This is a genomic window from Streptomyces sp. ML-6 (assembly GCF_030116705.1).
Lineage (GTDB): Bacteria > Actinomycetota > Actinomycetes > Streptomycetales > Streptomycetaceae > Streptomyces.
The window spans coordinates 2,220,307-2,236,752 of the sequence record NZ_JAOTIK010000001.1 but is presented as its reverse complement, the minus strand read 5'-3'; the positions used below and the strand labels follow the sequence as shown (position 1 = coordinate 2,236,752).

Genomic DNA, 16,446 nt, shown 5'->3' with positions numbered 1-16,446 from the left:
CGGGACCGACGCATCAGGAGCCTCTCGGCTAACCTCGTCGCATCATGCGTTTCGGGCTGCTTCTTCTTAGCTGCCGCGGCGAGGGCCTGTAGTCGTAGGCCGACCCCCTCCCCGCGGAGTCTGGTGCTGCAGCGACACAGTCGGCCGTCCCATTGGTTGGACCCCGAGGAGCCGTACGCCATGACCGCCGCAGATCCCGCCCAGACCGCCGCCGCAGCCCCTGTCGGACGCCCCACGCCGATCACCAACGCGACCCGGCTGCAGAAGCCCTCCGGGATGCCGATCCACAAGTACGGCGTCTACGAGGCCGTCGACATCCCCGACCGCACCTGGCCGGACAACCGGATCACCGTCGCCCCCCGCTGGCTGTCCACCGACCTGCGCGACGGCAACCAGGCCCTGATCGACCCCATGTCGCCGGCCCGCAAGCGCGAGATGTTCGACCTGCTCGTACGCATGGGCTACAAGGAGATCGAGGTCGGCTTCCCGTCCTCCGGCGAGACCGACTTCGCGTTCGTCCGCTCCATCATCGAAGAGGGCGCGATCCCCGAGGACGTGACCATCTCCGTCCTGACCCAGGCCCGCGAGGACCTGATCGAGCGGACCGTGGAATCCCTGGTCGGCGCCCACCGCGCCACCGTCCACCTGTACAACGCCACGGCGCCCACCTTCCGCCGGGTCGTCTTCCGCGGTTCGAAGGACGACATCAAGCAGATCGCCGTGGACGGCACCCGGCTGGTCATGGAGTACGCGGAGAAGCTGCTGGGCCCGGAGACGATCTTCGGTTACCAGTACAGCCCCGAGATCTTCACCGACACCGAGCTGGACTTCGCCCTGGAGGTCTGCGAGGCCGTCTGCGACGTCTGGCAGCCGGAGGAGGGCCGCGAGATCATCCTCAACCTGCCCGCCACCGTGGAGCGTTCGACGCCCTCCACGCACGCGGACCGGTTCGAGTGGATGTCGCGCAACCTGTCGCGCCGCGAGTTCATCTGCCTGTCCGTCCACCCGCACAACGACCGGGGCACCGCCGTCGCCGCCGCCGAACTGGCCCTGATGGCCGGCGCGGACCGCGTCGAGGGCTGCCTGTTCGGCCAGGGCGAGCGCACCGGCAACGTCGACCTGGTCACCCTGGGCATGAACCTGTTCTCGCAGGGCGTCGACCCGCAGATCGACTTCTCGCAGATCGACGAGATCCGCCGCACCAGCGAGTACTGCAACCAGATGGAGGTCCACCCGCGCCACCCCTACGCGGGCGACCTGGTCTACACCGCCTTCTCCGGCTCCCACCAGGACGCCATCAAGAAGGGCTTCGACGCCATGGAGGCCGACGCGGCCGCCCGGGGGAAGACGGTCGACGACATCGAGTGGGCGGTGCCCTACCTGCCGATCGACCCGAAGGACGTCGGCCGCAGCTACGAGGCCGTCATCCGGGTCAACTCGCAGTCCGGCAAGGGCGGAATCGCCTACGTCCTGAAGAACGACCACAAGCTGGACCTGCCGCGCCGGATGCAGATCGAGTTCTCCCGGATCATTCAGGCCAAGACGGATGCCGAGGGCGGCGAGGTCACCCCGACGCAGATCTGGGCCACCTTCCAGGACGAGTACCTGCCGAACCCGGAGAACACCTGGGGCCGGGTGCGCATCCGCAGCGGACAGATCACGACCGGCGCCGACGGCCGGGACACGATCACCGTCGAGGCGACGGTCGACGGCGCGGACACCGTGCTGACCGGCACCGGCAACGGCCCGATCTCCGCCTTCTTCGAAGCGCTGCAGGCCATCGGCATCGACGCCCGCCTGCTGGACTACAGCGAGCACACCATGAGCGAGGGCGCCAGCTCCCAGGCCGCCTCGTACATCGAGTGCGCGATCGACGGAAAGGTCCTGTGGGGCATCGGCATCGACGCCAACACCACCCGCTCCTCGCTGGAGGCGGTCGTCTCCGCGGTCAACCGCGCGGCCCGCTGAGCCGGTTCCTCCGGCGGCGGTGAGCCGCCCGGCCCGAACCCCGTCCACCCGTGTCCGGTGGGCGGGGTTCGGCCATCTCCGGGCGGTTGTCGTGATCGGGGTACTGACGCCACATCATGACTGTGGTTAACATCACGTTCACGCGGCAATGTTGCCGGAGGGGGCACCTCCCGTGCCCATGGGGCCACGGGGGAGTTACGGAGGTGTTCGACGTGCGGTCAGCCCTGGGACGACGTGCCATGAAGCTGCGCATCTGCGGCATCCGCACGGCCTGGGACCCCGTGGGCGACGGCGAGTTCTTCTGCCCCGGCTGCGGTGGCGACCGCAACTACCGCCGGGTCGTCGGCCGGCGCCGCTTCGCGGTCCTCGGCGTACCGGTGCTGCGGCGCGGCACCGTGGGCCCCGTCGTCGAATGCGCCGCCTGCCGGGACCGCTTCGGCACCGACGCCCTCGACCACCCCACCACCACCCGGCTCTCCACCATGCTCAGGGAAGCCGTCCACACCGCCGTGCTCGGCGTCCTCACGGCCGGCGGCGCCACCTCCCGCCCGGTCCTGGAGACGGCGGCGGCCATCGTGCGCGGCGCCGGATTCGAGGACTGCACCGAGGAGCAGCTGCGCACCGTCGTCGAGGTCCTCGCCGCCGACATCGGCCCCGCCCTCGACCCCACGGCCGAGGCGTGCGGAGCGGCCCTCGTCATCGAACTGCACGAGGCACTGGGCCCCCTCGCCCCGCACCTGGCCGCCGCCGGACGCGAATCGATCCTGCTGCAGGCCGCCCGGGTCGCGCTCGCCGACGGCCCCTACGGACCGGCCGAGCGCGAGGTGCTGACCACGATCGGCGGCGCGCTGCGGATCGGCGCCGAGGACACCGCCCGGCTCCTCGCCGAGGCGGCCCGCACCCCCTCCTGAGGCCCCGCCCGCCCCCGGCCTCCCCGGCCGGGCGGAGGACGGGCCGGAGAACCGTTTCCGTACCGGACAATGGACCCATGAGCTTGTTCCGGGACGACGGCGTGGTGCTGCGCACGCAGAAGCTGGGCGAGGCCGACCGGATCATCACGATCCTGACCCGCGGCCACGGCCGGGTGCGGGCGGTGGCCCGCGGGGTGCGGCGCACGAAGTCCAAGTTCGGGGCGCGGCTGGAACCCTTCTCCCACGTCGACGTGCAGTTCTTCGCCCGCGGCAGCGAACTGATCGGCCGCGGCCTGCCGCTGTGCACCCAGAGCGAGACGATCGCCCCGTACGGCGGCGGCATCGTCACCGACTACGCCCGCTACACCGCGGGCACCGCGATGCTGGAGACCGCCGAGCGGTTCACCGACCACGAGGGCGAACCCGCGGTCCAGCAGTACCTGCTGCTCGTCGGCGGACTGCGCACCCTGGCCCGCGGCGAGCACGAGCCGCACCTCGTCCTCGACGCGTTCCTGCTGCGCTCCCTCGCCGTCAACGGCTACGCCCCCAGTTTCGAGGACTGCGCGAAGTGCGGAATGCCCGGACCCAACCGGTTCTTCTCCGTCGCGGCGGGCGGCGTCATATGCGCCGACTGCCGGGTGCCCGGCAGCGTCGTACCCTCGGCTGAGGCCGTCACCCTGCTGAGCGCCCTGCTCAGCGGCGACTGGGACACGGCGGACGCGTGCGAGCCGCGTCATGTCAGGGAGGGGAGCGGACTGGTGTCCGCCTATCTGCACTGGCATCTGGAGCGCGGGCTGCGCTCACTGCGGTACGTAGAGAAGTGACACAGGCAGATCAGGCACAGGGAGCGAGACAGTTTCATGGCAGTACGCGGGATGCTCGGCGGCCGTAACCGGCGCGACTACAAGACCCCGGAGCCGCACCCGTCCGGTGCCACGCCCCCGAAGATCCCCGGCGAGCTGGTGCCCAGGCACGTCGCCGTCGTGATGGACGGCAACGGACGCTGGGCCAAGGAGCGCGGCCTCCCGCGCACCGAGGGCCACAAGGTCGGCGAGGGCGTCGTCATGGACGTCCTCAAGGGCTGCATCGAGATGGGGGTCAAGAACCTCTCGCTGTACGCGTTCTCCACCGAGAACTGGAAGCGGTCCCCGGAAGAGGTGAAGTTCCTGATGAACTTCAACCGGGACGTCATCCGCCGCCGCCGCGACGAGATGGACGAGCTGGGCATCCGCATCCGCTGGGTGGGCCGCATGCCCAAGCTGTGGAAGTCCGTCGTCCAGGAGCTCCAGGTGGCCCAGGAGCAGACCAGGGACAACGACAGGATGACGCTGTACTTCTGCGTCAACTACGGCGGCCGGGCCGAGATCGCCGACGCCGCGCAGCGCATCGCGCGGGACGTCGCGGCCGGGAAGCTGGACCCGTCCAAGGTCAACGAGAAGACCTTCGCGAAGTACATCTACTACCCGGACATGCCGGACGTCGACCTCTTCGTCCGCCCCAGCGGCGAGCAGCGCACCTCCAACTACCTGATCTGGCAGAGTGCCTACGCCGAGATGGTCTTCCAGGACGTGCTCTGGCCGGACTTCGACCGCCGCGACCTGTGGCGGGCCTGCCTGGAGTACGCCCGGCGCGACCGCCGCTTCGGCGGCGCGGTGGAGACGTCGCAGCAGCCCGCGGGGTGAAACGCGAAGGAGCCCGGGGCATGCCGCCCCGGGCTCCTCGGCGGTGTCCGCGCCGTCACTCCTTCGTGGCCGCGCACTCCGCGCACGTACCGAAGATCTCCACGGTGTGCGCGACGTTCACGTACCCGTGCTGGGAGGCGATCGTCTCCGCCCACTGCTCCACGGCGGGACCCTCGACCTCCACGGCCTTGCCGCACATCCGGCACACCAGATGGTGGTGGTGGTCCCCGGTCGAGCAGCGGCGGTACACGGACTCGCCGTCCGTGGTGCGCAGCACGTCCACCTCGCCCGCGTCGGCGAGGGACTGGAGCGTGCGGTAGACGGTGGTCAGCCCGACGGAGTCGCCGCGGTGCTTGAGCACGTCGTGCAGCTCCTGGGCGCTGCGGAACTCGTCCACCTCGTCGAGCGCCGCCGCCACCGCCGCCCGCTGCCGGGTGGACCGGCCACGTACCGGGGCCGCGTTCGTTCCACTGATCGGCGCCGTCGCCACAGCAGCCTCCTCGTGTCGCCCGTACCTGTGTCGGGCCATTGTGCCAGCCCGTCAGGGACTCAGGGCCCGACCCGGAGATCGTCCGTGGCGGGCCGGGACCCCGGTGCCTCCGCGGCCGACACCTCCAGGGTGCACTCCCGCGCCGCCGCGTCGCCGAGACGGGCGCGCCTCCTGGCCAGCGGGGTCGCGAGCGCCGTCAGGGCGACGAAGACCGCGATGGCCAGCAGCACGATCGTCGCGCCGGGCGGGACGTCCTGGTAGTACGAGGTCACGGTGCCGGCCAGGGTCACCGCCGTACCGATGGCGACCGACAGCACGAACGTCACCTTGAAGGACCGGGAGATCTGCTGGGCGGCCGCGACCGGCACCACCATCAGCGCGCTGACCAGCAGCAGCCCGACGACCCGCATCGCCACGGTGACGGTCACCGCAGCGGTGACGGCGATCAGCAGGTTCAGCGCGCGCACCGGAAGCCCGGTGACCCGGGCGAACTCCTCGTCCTGGCTGACCGCGAACAGCTGCCGCCGCAGCCCCAGCGTCACCAGCAGCACGAAGGCGGCCAGCAGGCAGATCGCGGTGATGTCCTCGGGGGAGACGGTGGCCAGGGAGCCGAAGAGGTACGAGGTGAGGTTGGCGTTGGAGCCGGTGTCGGAGAGGTTGATCAGCAGCACGCCGCCCGCCATGCCGCCGTAGAACAGCATGGCCAGCGCGATGTCGCCGCGGGTGCGCCCGTACCAGCGGATCAGCTCCATCACCACGGCGCCCGCGACGGCGACGGCCGTGGCCATCCACACCGGGCTGGTGGAGAGCAGGAAGCCGAGGCCGACACCGGTCATCGCGATGTGCCCGATACCGTCGCCCATCAGGGCCTGGCGGCGCTGGACGAGGTAGACGCCGACGGAGGGGGCGATGACGCCGACCAGTACGGCGGCGAGCAGGGCCCGCTGCATGAAGGGAGGGTCGAGGAATTCCATGATCAGCTCAGCAGTCCCGTCCGGACGGGCTCGGAGGCCGCGTGGGGGTGTACGTGGTCGTGGCCGGGCAGGGCGTGCTGGCCCAGCGCCTTCGGGGGCGGCCCGTCGTGCATCACGCAGCCGTCGCGCAGCACGACCGCGCGGTCGATCAGCGGCTCCAGCGGGCCCAGCTCGTGCAGGACGAGCAGGACCGTGGCGCCGGCCGCGACCTGTTCGCGCAGGGTCGAGGCGAGGATCTCCTGGCTGGCCAGGTCGACGCCGGCCATCGGCTCGTCCATGATCAGCAGCTCCGGCTCGGCGGCCAGCGCACGGGCGATCAGCACCCGCTGGTGCTGTCCGCCGGAGAGCGCGCCCACCGAGTCCCTGGCCCGGTCGGCGAGGCCGACGAGCTCGATGGCCCGGTCGACGGCGGCCCGGTCCGCCTTGCGGAGCAGGCCCAGCCGCGCCCGGGACAGCCGCCCGGAGGAGACGACCTCGTGGATCGTGGCGGGGACGCCGCCGGCCGCCGTGGTGCGCTGGGGCACGTAGCCCACGCGCGCCCAGGAGCGGAAGCGGCGCAGCGGGGTGCCGAACAGTTCGACGGAGCCGCCGGTGAGCGGGACCTGGCCGATGGCGGAGCGCACGGCGGTCGACTTGCCCGAGCCGTTGGCGCCGAGCAGGGCGACGACCTCGCCGCGGCGGACGGTCAGGTCGATGCCGCGCAGCACCGGGCGCGCGCCGAGCGTGGCCGTGGCGCCCCGCAGGGCTATCACGGGGTCGGACGTGGTGCTTCCGGGCTCGGGCATGGACGCCTCCGATGCTGCTGTGGCGGGAGTTAGGGGGGTCACTTCGCGCCGAGCGCCTTCTGCAGGGCCGCGAGGTTGGCCCGCATGACCTCGGTGTAGTCGTCGCCCGCGGACTTGTCCGTGATTCCTTCGAGCGGGTCCAGGACGTCGGTCCTCAGGCCGGTGTCCCGGGCGAGGGTCTTCGCGGTCCGGTCGCTGGCGAGCGTCTCGAAGAACACGGTGGTGGCCTTGTCCTTCTTCGCGATGGTGTGGATCTCGTCGATCCGGGCGGGGCTGGGCTCGGCCTCGGGGTCGACGCCGGCGATGCCCTCCTGGACGAGGCCGTAGCGCTCGGCGAGGTGGCCGAAGGCGGAGTGGGTGGTGATGAAGGTCTTGGTGGCGGTGTTCCGCAGCCCGTCCTCGAACGCCTTGTCCAGGCCGTCGAGCTCGGTGACCAGGGCCCGGGTGTTCTTGCGGTAGTCCGCGGCGTGGTCCGGGTCGGCCTTCTCCAGGGACTTGCCGACGCCCTCGGCGACCTCGGCGTACTTCACCGGGTCCAGCCAGATGTGGGGATCGCCCCCGTGTTCGTCGCCGTGTTCGTGACCGTGGTCGTCGCCCTCGGCGCCGTGCTCGTGGTCGTGACCGTCGGCGTCGGCCCCGGTGCCGTGCTTCTCCGGCGTGGTGAGCTTCGCTGCGTCGACGGCGTCCTTCGCCCCGGCCTGCTCGATGGCGTCGTCCACGGCGGGCTGGATGCCCTTGAGGTACAGGATGTAGTCGGCGTCGGTGAGTCCGCCGATCTGCCGCGGGCTGAGCTCCAGGTCGTGCGGTTCGACGCCCGGCTTGGTCAGCGTGGTGACGGAGACGTGGTCGCCGCCTATGCGCTCGGCCAGGAACTGCATCGGGTAGAACGAGGCCACCACGTCCAGTTTGTCGCCGTTCTTGCGGTCCGCGGCGTCCGAGGAGGAGCAGGCGGTGAGGGCCGTGAGCCCGAGGACGACCGCTCCGGCGACGGCGGCGGTGGGTATGAGGCGGCTTACGTTCATGACAGTCATTTTCAACAAAACTGGAAACGATTGTCAACAAGCCCGATGAGATGACCATGTGACCGGACGTGGTGACCGGCCGTGCCGGTACCGATTTGATCGGAGGGGCGGGCCCGCCGGTAATCTGAGGTATTCGCCCACCGCCTCCCGAACACCACCCCCCACCGAGGCGCTTCGCGTCACCCTTGTCCGTTTTCGTCGTCGTAATGAAGAGAGCACCGTGGCCGCCGACAAGATCGACTCCATCGTCAGCCTGAGCAAGCGCCGTGGCTTCGTCTACCCCTGCAGCGAGATCTACGGAGGCCAGCGGGCCGCCTGGGACTACGGGCCGCTGGGCGTCGAGATGAAGGAGAACCTCAAGCGCCAGTGGTGGCGCTACATGGTCACCGCGCGCGAGGACGTGGTCGGCATCGACTCGTCGGTCATCCTGGCCCCCGAGGTCTGGGTCGCCTCCGGCCACGTCGCCACGTTCACCGACCCGCTGACCGAGTGCACCTCCTGCCACAAGCGCTTCCGCGCCGACCACCTGGAGGAGGCGTACGAGGAGAAGCACGGTCACGCGCCCGCCAACGGCCTGACCGAGCTCAACTGCCCCAACTGCGGCAACAAGGGCACCTTCACCGAGCCCAAGCAGTTCTCGGGCCTGCTCTCCACCCACCTCGGCCCCACCCAGGACTCCGGCTCGGTCGCCTACCTGCGTCCCGAGACCGCGCAGGGCATCTTCACCAACTTCGGCCAGGTCCTGCAGACCGCACGCAAGAAGCCGCCGTTCGGCATCGCCCAGATGGGCAAGTCCTTCCGCAACGAGATCACGCCGGGCAACTTCATCTTCCGCACCCGCGAGTTCGAGCAGATGGAGATGGAGTTCTTCGTCAAGCCGGGCGAGGACGAGGAGTGGCAGCAGTACTGGATGGACCAGCGCTGGAACTGGTACACGGACCTCGGCATGCGCGAGGAGAACATGCGCTGGTACGAGCACCCGAAGGAGAAGCTCTCCCACTACTCCAAGCGCACCGCCGACATCGAGTACCGCTTCCGCTTCGGCGGCAGCGAGTGGGGTGAGCTGGAGGGCGTCGCCAACCGCACGGACTACGACCTCAAGGCGCACTCCGAGGCATCGGGCACCGACCTGCTCTACTTCGACCAGGAGGCCGGCGAGCGCTGGACCCCCTACGTCATCGAGCCGGCGGCCGGTGTCGGGCGCGCGATGCTCGCCTTCCTCCTCGACGCCTACATCGAGGACGAGGCGCCCAACGCCAAGGGCGTCATGGAGAAGCGCACCGTGATGCGTCTCGACCCGCGCCTGGCGCCGGTCAAGGTCGCCGTCCTGCCGCTGTCGCGCAACCAGCAGCTGTCGCCGAAGGCCAAGGGCCTCGCGGCCGACCTGCGGAAGAACTGGAACATCGAGTTCGACGACGCGGGCGCCATCGGCCGCCGCTACCGCCGTCAGGACGAGATCGGCACCCCGTTCTGCGTCACCGTCGACTTCGACACCCTCGACGACAACGCGGTGACCGTGCGCGAGCGCGACACCATGAAGCAGGAGCGCGTCTCCCTGGACCAGATCCAGGCGTACCTCGCCGCCCGCCTCATCGGCTGCTGATCCACCGCACACGCACCACGTACGAAGCCCCGGTTCCCGCGCGGAGCCGGGGCTTCGGCGCGCCCGCACCCGCCTCCGCGCCTGGGCTCACGTCCGTGCCTGGGCTCACGCCCGCACCCGCGTCCGAGCCTGCGTCCGACCGGGCGAAAAACGGGTGCGACGACGGAGCGGGCCGGGGTACGGTGCCGCCATGTCTTCGTTCTTCCAGATCTACGAGTGAGAGCGCGGCGGGTCCGACCACCCGCCGCCCACCGGACTGAACCCAGGTCGCCCCAGACCTCACTTCGCACCATGAACGGGAGAACACCGTGGCCAAGAGCCGCAACAACCTCCTCGGCGTGGGCGGACAGCGCAAGAAGCTGTCCCGCGCCGACCAGCAGGGCGTGGGCTCCGCCCGCCTCACCGACCGCAAGGCGGCGGCCGACCAGAAGCAGGAGCTGCTGCGCAGGATGCGTGAACGCGCCCAGTCGGGCACGGCCCCCGCGTCGCCGGAGGCGCAGCCGGACACCGCGGACGCCTCCGCGCAGCCGGACGCCGCCGGACAGGACCCGGCGGACCGGGGCTGACGCCTCCGCACCACCCGTACGACCGTGGGCCCGGATCACTTGATGATCCGGGCCCACGCCCTTTGCGCGGCGTTCCGCTTGCCCGACGTTCCGGGTTCACGCCACCCGGCGGACTCTCAGGACCTGGAGTCCGCCGCGGTCCGGTCCCCGGCCGGGGAGGACTTCGGTTCCAGCCGCTCCGCGGTCCGGCGGGCCGTCTCCAGCGCCCGGGGCCCGCTGGTCAGCGCCCCCACCAGCAGCACGCACAGCCCGCATCCGCTGATGATCCACCAGGCGGGCCCGCTCGCGGCCGTGAAGGCGGTGGCGTACGCGGCGCCGCGCGGCGACCCGGTGCCCGCCACCCCCGCCGCCAGCACCGCGCCGATCACGGCGACCCCGAGCGTCCCGCCGATCTGCCGGCTGGTCGAGGCGACCGCGGCCGCCACCCCGGCCTGTGCTCGCGGCATCCCGGAGACGGCGGTGTTGGTGATCGGCGCGTTCACCATGCCGAAGCCGAGCCCGAACAGCACGAAGCCGGTGAACAGCAGGGCGTCGTCCGTCTCCGCGTCGAGCACGGCGAACAGCACCCCGGACGCCGTCATGGCCACGCCCGCCACGAGCAGCGGCAGCCGGGGCCCGCGGCTGCCGACGAGCCGCCCCGAGAGCGGCGCGCAGACGAAGGTGAGGGCCGCCATCGGCAGCATGTACAGACCGGCGTGCAGGGCGCTCAGCCCGCGCACGTTCTGCAGGTACAGGGTGTTGAGGAAGAGGAACCCGCTCAGCGCGGCGAACGAGCAGACCGCGATGGCGGTGGCGCCGCTGAACGGGACGCTGTGGAAGAACCGCAGGTCGATGAGGGGTTCGGCGCGCCGGGGCTCGTACAGCAGCAGTCCGGCGAGCGAGCCCGCGGCGAGCGCGGCGAAGACCAGGATGCGGGCCGAGGTCCAGCCCGCCGAGGGCGCCTCGATGATCGCGTACGTCAGCGAGCCGAGCAGTCCGATCACCAGCAGCTGCCCCACCGGGTCGGGGCGGCGCGGACGCGGGGCGCGGGACTCCGGGACGTAGCGCCAGGTGAGCAGGAACGCGACGATCCCGACCGGCAGATTGACCCAGAAGATTGACCGCCAGCCGACCGAGTCCACCAGCAGACCGCCGACCAGCGGCCCCGCGGCCATGGAGATGCCGACGACACCGCCCCACACCCCGATGGCCCGGGCCCGCTCGCGCGGGTCGGTGAAGGTGTTGGTGATGATCGACATCGCGACGGGGTTGAGCATCGAGCCGCCCACCGCCTGCACCATCCGGAACGCCACCAGCGACTCCAGGTTCGGCGCCAGCGAGCAGAGCAGCGAACCCAGGGTGAACAGGACGAGCCCGGCCCGGAAGACCTTCCGGCGCCCGATCCGGTCGGCGGTGGAGCCCGCGAGCATCAGCAGCGAGGCCAGGACGAGGGTGTAGGCGTCGATCGTCCACTGCATGCCCGCGACGGTGGCGTGCAGCTCCTTCTGCATGGCGGGCAGGGCGACATTGAGCACGGTGTTGTCGAGGCTGACGATCAGCAGGCTCATGCAGCAGATCGCCAGTACCAACTGCCGTCGGCGGGGGCTCAACTCAGGCATACATGGATAGTACGTTTAACTAACGAACTCCGCCGGTGGGACGCGTCGCCCGGTACGCGACAATGGAGCAATGACCACGCTCGCCCCCTCGCTCCCGCAGCTCCGGATCGGCCCGCACACGGTGCAGCCGCCCGTGGTGCTGGCCCCCATGGCCGGCATCACCAACGCCCCCTTCCGCACCCTGTGCCGGGAGTTCTCCGGCGGCAAGGGGCTGTTCGTCAGCGAGATGATCACCACGCGGGCGCTGGTCGAACGCAACGAGAAGACCATGCAGCTCATCCACTTCGACGCGAGCGAGACCCCGCGTTCGATCCAGCTGTACGGAGTGGATCCGGTCACCGTCGGCAAGGCCGTCCGGATGATCGTCGACGAGGACCTCGCCGACCACATCGACCTGAACTTCGGCTGCCCGGTCCCCAAGGTGACCCGCAAGGGCGGCGGCTCGGCCCTCCCGTACAAGCGGCCGCTGCTGCGCGCGATCCTCAACCAGGCGGTCTCCAACGCGGGCGACCTGCCGGTCACCATCAAGATGCGCAAGGGCATCGACGACGACCACACCACCTACCTGGACGCGGGCCGGATCGCGGTCGAGGAGGGCGTCACGGCCGTCGCCCTGCACGGCAGGACGGCCGCCCAGCACTACGGCGGGACCGCCGACTGGGACGCCATCGCCCGCCTCAAGGAGCACGTCCCGGAGATTCCCGTCCTCGGGAACGGCGACATCTGGTGCGCGGACGACGCGCTGCGGATGATGCGCGAGACCGGTTGTGACGGCGTGGTCGTGGGGCGCGGCTGCCTGGGCCGGCCCTGGCTCTTCGGCGACCTGGTGAACGCCTTCGAGGGCCCGGGGGCGGCGTCCGGCCCGGACGCGCCCCGTACCGGCGCGGCACCGGGGCTGCGCGAGGTCGCCGACGTCATGGTGCGGCACGCGACGCTGCTGGGCGAGTGGATCGGCGACGAGGCGCGGGGCGTGATCGACTTCCGCAAGCACGTGGCCTGGTACCTCAAGGGCTTCTCGGTCGGCTCCGAGATGCGCAAGAAGCTCGCGGTCACCTCCTCGCTGGAGGAGCTGGCCGGGCAGCTCGCGGAGCTGGACCTGGACCAGCCGTGGCCGGACGGCGCGGACGGGCCGCGCGGGCGCACCTCGGGCAACAACCGCGTGGTGCTGCCGGACGGCTGGCTGAAGGACCCGTACGACTGCGCGGGCGTCAGCCCGGACGCGGAACTGGACACCTCGGGCGGCTGAGGCTCCTGGGGCGGCTGAGGCTCAGTCGAGGCTGAGGACGGCCGGGAGACGGCTGGGAGACGGCCGGTCCCGGCTGGGATCGGCTGAGATCGGCCGGGCCCCGACTGAGGCTGGTCGGGACCGGCCGAGACCGGGCCGGGAGGCAGTGTGCGGCAACGTCTCCCGAGCCTCTTCCTCCGGACCTTCTCCGGGCCTTCTCCGGGCCTTCTCCGGGCCTCCTTCTCCGGACCTTCTCCGAGCTCCCTCCGGGCCTTCTCCGGCCCCTCTGGGCACGCGGCGCCCTGGGCACCGCGTGCCTCTTCTTTTGCCCCGCTCATCTGAGCGCTTAATTCGGCTGGATTCGGCGATGGTTCGGTCCGAACGTGGCCCGAACCCGTCGGGAATGAGCATCGCACCCTGGAATCCCTCACGCTCGGCTCATTTCTGGTGATCGTTGCGTGACCTCCGCCTGTCGATCAGGCGTCCGGATGGTGACATCTGAGCATCGCCCGTAGAGTGATTCTCGCCACCCTGAGGGCTTCATTGCTCAGATGAGCGCAATTTTGAGAGCTGCATTTCTCAAATGATGGCACTGGGTGCCAGGAGGTCTCACTTTGATCGATCGACGCTTCCACTGCGTACAGTGATCAATATGCGGGAGATCGGTGACGTCACGCGTTCATGCATTCAAGAGTTGAATGCATGTCGCCGATCAGGAGGAAGATCGCGTCACTTTCGATCTGCTGGCGGACGGGTGGTTGAGACCTCATGACGCGCAAGTGGACGTACCCAGACACCTTCGATCTGGGTATGTTCCTCGCCGTCAGGGCAGCCACCGCGTCTTCGAGGAGTCGAGACCCGTGTCGGAAAACAAAGATCCCCAGGTAACCATCCCGGAGACCCAGGGCCAGAAGTTCGTCTACGACTTCACCGAGGGCAACAAGGATCTGAAGGATCTCCTCGGCGGCAAGGGCGCGAACCTCGCCGAGATGACCAACCTCGGTCTCCCCGTCCCTCCGGGCTTCACCATCACCACCGAGGCCTGCAAGGTCTACCTGGAGAGCGGCGTGGAGCCGGCGGAGCTGCGCGACGAGGTCAGCGCGCACCTCGACGCCCTCGAGACGCGGATGGGCAAGAGGCTCGGCCAGGCCGACGACCCGCTGCTGGTCTCGGTCCGCTCCGGCGCCAAGTTCTCGATGCCCGGCATGATGGACACGGTCCTCAACATCGGCCTCTCGGACGAGTCCGTGGCCGGTCTCGCCACGCAGGCCGGTGACGAGCGGTTCGCCTGGGACTCCTACCGCCGGCTCATCCAGATGTTCGGCAAGACCGTCCTCGGCGTCGACGGCGAGCTCTTCGAGGAGGCGCTGGAGGCGGCGAAGGAGGCCAAGGGCGTCACGGTCGACGTCGACCTGGACGCGGCCGACCTCAAGAAGCTGGTCGAGCAGTTCAAGAAGATCGTGACGCGGGACGCCGGGCGCGACTTCCCGCAGGACCCGCGCGAGCAGATGGACCTGGCCATAAAGGCGGTCTTCGACTCGTGGAACACCGACCGGGCCAAGCTCTACCGCCGCCAGGAGCGCATCCCCGGCGACCTCGGCACCGCCGTCAACGTCTGCTCGATGGTCTTCGGCAACCTCGGCCCCGACTCCGGCACCGGTGTCGCCTTCACCCGTGACCCGGCCAGCGGCCACCAGGGCGTCTACGGCGACTACCTGCAGAACGCGCAGGGCGAGGACGTCGTCGCCGGCATCCGCAACACCATGCCGCTCGCCGAGCTGGAGTCGATCGACAAGAAGTCGTACGACCAGCTGATGCAGATCATGGAAACCCTCGAGACGCACTACAAGGACCTGTGCGACATCGAGTTCACCATCGAGCGCGGTCGGCTGTGGATGCTCCAGACCCGGGTCGGCAAGCGCACCGCCGGTGCCGCCTTCCGGATCGCCACCCAGCTCGTCGACCAGGGCCTGATCGACGAGGCCGAGGCGCTCCAGCGGGTCAACGGGGCGCAGCTGGCGCAGCTGATGTTCCCGCGCTTCGACGAGGACGCGAAAACGGAGCTGCTGGGCCGGGGCATCGCCGCCTCGCCGGGCGCCGCCGTCGGCAAGGCCGTCTTCGACTCGTACACCGCGGTCAAGTGGTCCCGCTCCGGCGAGAAGGTCATCCTGATCCGCCGCGAGACCAACCCCGACGACCTCGACGGCATGATCGCGGCCGAGGGCATCCTGACCTCGCGCGGCGGCAAGACCTCGCACGCCGCCGTCGTGGCGCGCGGCATGGGCAAGACCTGTGTCTGCGGCGCCGAGGACCTGGAGGTCGACACCAAGCGCCGCCGGATGACGGTGGGCGGCCGGGTCATCGAGGAGGGCGACGTCGTCTCCATCGACGGCTCCACCGGCAAGGTGTACCTCGGTGAGGTCCCCGTCGTGCCGTCCCCGGTCGTCGAGTACTTCGAGGGCCGGATGCACGCGGGCGCCGACGACGCCGACGAGCTGGTCGCCGCCGTGCACCGGATCATGGCGTACGCGGACCGGGTGCGCCGGCTGCGGGTGCGGGCCAACGCCGACAACGCCGAGGACGCGCTGCGGGCCCGTCGCTTCGGCGCCCAGGGCATCGGCCTGTGCCGCACCGAGCACATGTTCCTCGGCGAGCGCCGCGAGTTGGTCGAGAAGCTGATCCTCGCGGACACCGACGTCGAGCGCGAGGCGGCGCTGGACGAGCTGCTCCCGCTCCAGAAGGCCGACTTCATCGAGCTGTTCGAGGCGATGGACGGGCTGCCCGTCACCGTGCGGCTGCTCGACCCGCCGCTGCACGAGTTCCTGCCGGACATCACGGAGCTGTCGGTGCGCGTCGCGCTCGCCGAGTCCCGCAAGGACGCCAACGAGAACGACCTGCGCCTGCTCCAGGCCGTGCACAAGCTGCACGAGCAGAACCCCATGCTGGGCCTGCGCGGCGTGCGCCTCGGCCTCGTCATCCCCGGCCTGTTCGCCATGCAGGTGCGGGCGATCGCCGAGGCCGCGGCCGAGCGGAAGAACGCCAAGGGCGACCCGCGCGCCGAGATCATGATCCCGCTCGTCGGCACGGTCCAGGAGCTGGAGATCGTCCGCGAGGAGGCCGACCAGGTCATCGCCGAGGTCGAGGCCGCCACCGGCACCCGGCTGAAGCTCACCATCGGCACGATGATCGAGCTGCCGCGCGCCGCGCTGACCGCCGGTCAGATCGCCGAGGCCGCGCAGTTCTTCTCCTTCGGCACGAACGACCTGACCCAGACGGTGTGGGGCTTCTCCCGCGACGACGTGGAGGCCTCGTTCTTCACCGCGTACCTGGAGAAGGGCATCTTCGGGGTGTCGCCGTTCGAGACCATCGACAAGGACGGCGTCGGCTCGCTGGTCCGCAGCGCCGTCGCGGCCGGCCGGGCCACCCGCCCGGACCTGAAGCTCGGGGTCTGCGGCGAGCACGGCGGCGACCCGGAGTCGGTGCACTTCTTCCACGAGGCGGGTCTGGACTACGTGTCCTGCTCCCCGTTCCGCATCCCCGTCGCCCGCCTCGAGGCGGGCCGGGCGGCGGCGGAATCGCAGGGCAGCGACAGCCGCTGACCCGACACCGCGGTCCCTGACCC

The 16,446-nt window shown here is 70.4% G+C and carries 13 protein-coding genes; 8 read left to right on the top strand and 5 right to left on the bottom strand.

The features are described from left to right. The first annotated feature begins 180 nt into the window (after nucleotides 1-180). From leuA to OCT49_RS09765, 4 genes are all read left to right on the top strand, one after another. A complete protein-coding gene (gene leuA, locus OCT49_RS09780; protein WP_283851497.1) occupies nucleotides 181-1,968 on the top strand; it encodes a 2-isopropylmalate synthase in 1,788 nt (595 codons plus the stop codon). A 239-nt stretch (nucleotides 1,969-2,207) separates the two neighbouring features. Next, entirely contained in the window at nucleotides 2,208-2,879 is a 672-nt protein-coding gene (locus tag OCT49_RS09775; protein WP_283855737.1) for a TerB family tellurite resistance protein, read from the top strand. Nucleotides 2,880-2,956: 77 nt separating this feature from the next. Continuing rightward, entirely contained in the window at nucleotides 2,957-3,703 is a 747-nt protein-coding gene (recO, locus tag OCT49_RS09770) for a DNA repair protein RecO (protein ID WP_283851496.1), read from the top strand. 36 nt (nucleotides 3,704-3,739) lie between these two features. Then, on the top strand, nucleotides 3,740-4,561 hold the full coding sequence (locus tag OCT49_RS09765) for an isoprenyl transferase (RefSeq protein ID WP_283851495.1): 822 nt from the start codon (nucleotides 3,740-3,742) through the stop codon (nucleotides 4,559-4,561). A gap of 55 nt (nucleotides 4,562-4,616) precedes the next feature. Here OCT49_RS09765 and OCT49_RS09760 read toward each other — a convergent pair whose 3' ends face one another. The 4 genes from OCT49_RS09760 to OCT49_RS09745 are packed head-to-tail and all read right to left on the bottom strand — an operon-like array spanning nucleotide 4,617 to nucleotide 7,832. Beyond that, the gene (locus OCT49_RS09760) at nucleotides 4,617-5,051 is read right to left on the bottom strand and encodes a Fur family transcriptional regulator (RefSeq protein ID WP_148835023.1); all 435 of its coding nucleotides are present in this window, start codon (nucleotides 5,049-5,051) and stop codon (nucleotides 4,617-4,619) included. A gap of 59 nt (nucleotides 5,052-5,110) precedes the next feature. Next, a complete protein-coding gene (locus OCT49_RS09755; protein WP_283851494.1) occupies nucleotides 5,111-6,025 on the bottom strand; it encodes a metal ABC transporter permease in 915 nt (304 codons plus the stop codon). 2 nt (nucleotides 6,026-6,027) lie between these two features. Further along, nucleotides 6,028-6,810 carry a metal ABC transporter ATP-binding protein gene (locus OCT49_RS09750; RefSeq protein WP_283851493.1) on the bottom strand — a complete coding sequence of 261 codons (783 nt, stop codon included), beginning with the start codon at nucleotides 6,808-6,810 and terminating at the stop codon, nucleotides 6,028-6,030. A 38-nt stretch (nucleotides 6,811-6,848) separates the two neighbouring features. Further along, the gene (locus tag OCT49_RS09745; protein WP_283851492.1) at nucleotides 6,849-7,832 is read right to left on the bottom strand and encodes a metal ABC transporter substrate-binding protein; all 984 of its coding nucleotides are present in this window, start codon (nucleotides 7,830-7,832) and stop codon (nucleotides 6,849-6,851) included. A gap of 220 nt (nucleotides 7,833-8,052) precedes the next feature. Between OCT49_RS09745 and OCT49_RS09740 the strand changes: the two genes are divergently transcribed. Both OCT49_RS09740 and OCT49_RS09735 read left to right on the top strand, forming a co-directional pair. Beyond that, the gene (locus OCT49_RS09740) at nucleotides 8,053-9,435 is read left to right on the top strand and encodes a glycine--tRNA ligase (RefSeq protein ID WP_283851491.1); all 1,383 of its coding nucleotides are present in this window, start codon (nucleotides 8,053-8,055) and stop codon (nucleotides 9,433-9,435) included. 308 nt (nucleotides 9,436-9,743) lie between these two features. After that, nucleotides 9,744-10,001, top strand: coding sequence for a DUF6243 family protein (locus tag OCT49_RS09735; RefSeq protein WP_283851490.1), 258 nt, complete (start codon nucleotides 9,744-9,746; stop codon nucleotides 9,999-10,001). A 116-nt stretch (nucleotides 10,002-10,117) separates the two neighbouring features. Here the strand turns inward: OCT49_RS09735 and OCT49_RS09730 are convergent, their stop codons facing one another. Next, a complete protein-coding gene (locus tag OCT49_RS09730; protein WP_283851489.1) occupies nucleotides 10,118-11,599 on the bottom strand; it encodes an MFS transporter in 1,482 nt (493 codons plus the stop codon). Between the two features lie 70 nt (nucleotides 11,600-11,669). Here OCT49_RS09730 and dusB point away from each other — a divergent pair, with 70 nt between their 5' ends. Together dusB and ppdK are read left to right on the top strand one after the other, a co-directional pair. Further along, on the top strand, nucleotides 11,670-12,845 hold the full coding sequence (dusB, locus tag OCT49_RS09725; protein ID WP_283851488.1) for a tRNA dihydrouridine synthase DusB: 1,176 nt from the start codon (nucleotides 11,670-11,672) through the stop codon (nucleotides 12,843-12,845). Nucleotides 12,846-13,684: 839 nt separating this feature from the next. Next, nucleotides 13,685-16,423 carry a pyruvate, phosphate dikinase gene (gene ppdK, locus OCT49_RS09720; RefSeq protein ID WP_283851487.1) on the top strand — a complete coding sequence of 913 codons (2,739 nt, stop codon included), beginning with the start codon at nucleotides 13,685-13,687 and terminating at the stop codon, nucleotides 16,421-16,423. The last annotated feature ends 23 nt before the right edge of the window (nucleotides 16,424-16,446 follow it).

Coding starts and splice junctions, on each gene's coding strand:
- leuA (WP_283851497.1), top strand. CDS start 181: ATGACCGCCGCAGATCCCGCCCAGACCGCCGCCGCAGCCCCTGTCGGA.
- OCT49_RS09775 (WP_283855737.1), top strand. CDS start 2,208: ATGAAGCTGCGCATCTGCGGCATCCGCACGGCCTGGGACCCCGTGGGC.
- recO (WP_283851496.1), top strand. CDS start 2,957: ATGAGCTTGTTCCGGGACGACGGCGTGGTGCTGCGCACGCAGAAGCTG.
- OCT49_RS09765 (WP_283851495.1), top strand. CDS start 3,740: ATGGCAGTACGCGGGATGCTCGGCGGCCGTAACCGGCGCGACTACAAG.
- OCT49_RS09755 (WP_283851494.1), bottom strand. CDS start 6,025: ATGGAATTCCTCGACCCTCCCTTCATGCAGCGGGCCCTGCTCGCCGCC.
- OCT49_RS09750 (WP_283851493.1), bottom strand. CDS start 6,810: ATGCCCGAGCCCGGAAGCACCACGTCCGACCCCGTGATAGCCCTGCGG.
- OCT49_RS09745 (WP_283851492.1), bottom strand. CDS start 7,832: ATGAACGTAAGCCGCCTCATACCCACCGCCGCCGTCGCCGGAGCGGTC.
- OCT49_RS09730 (WP_283851489.1), bottom strand. CDS start 11,599: ATGCCTGAGTTGAGCCCCCGCCGACGGCAGTTGGTACTGGCGATCTGC.
- dusB (WP_283851488.1), top strand. CDS start 11,670: ATGACCACGCTCGCCCCCTCGCTCCCGCAGCTCCGGATCGGCCCGCAC.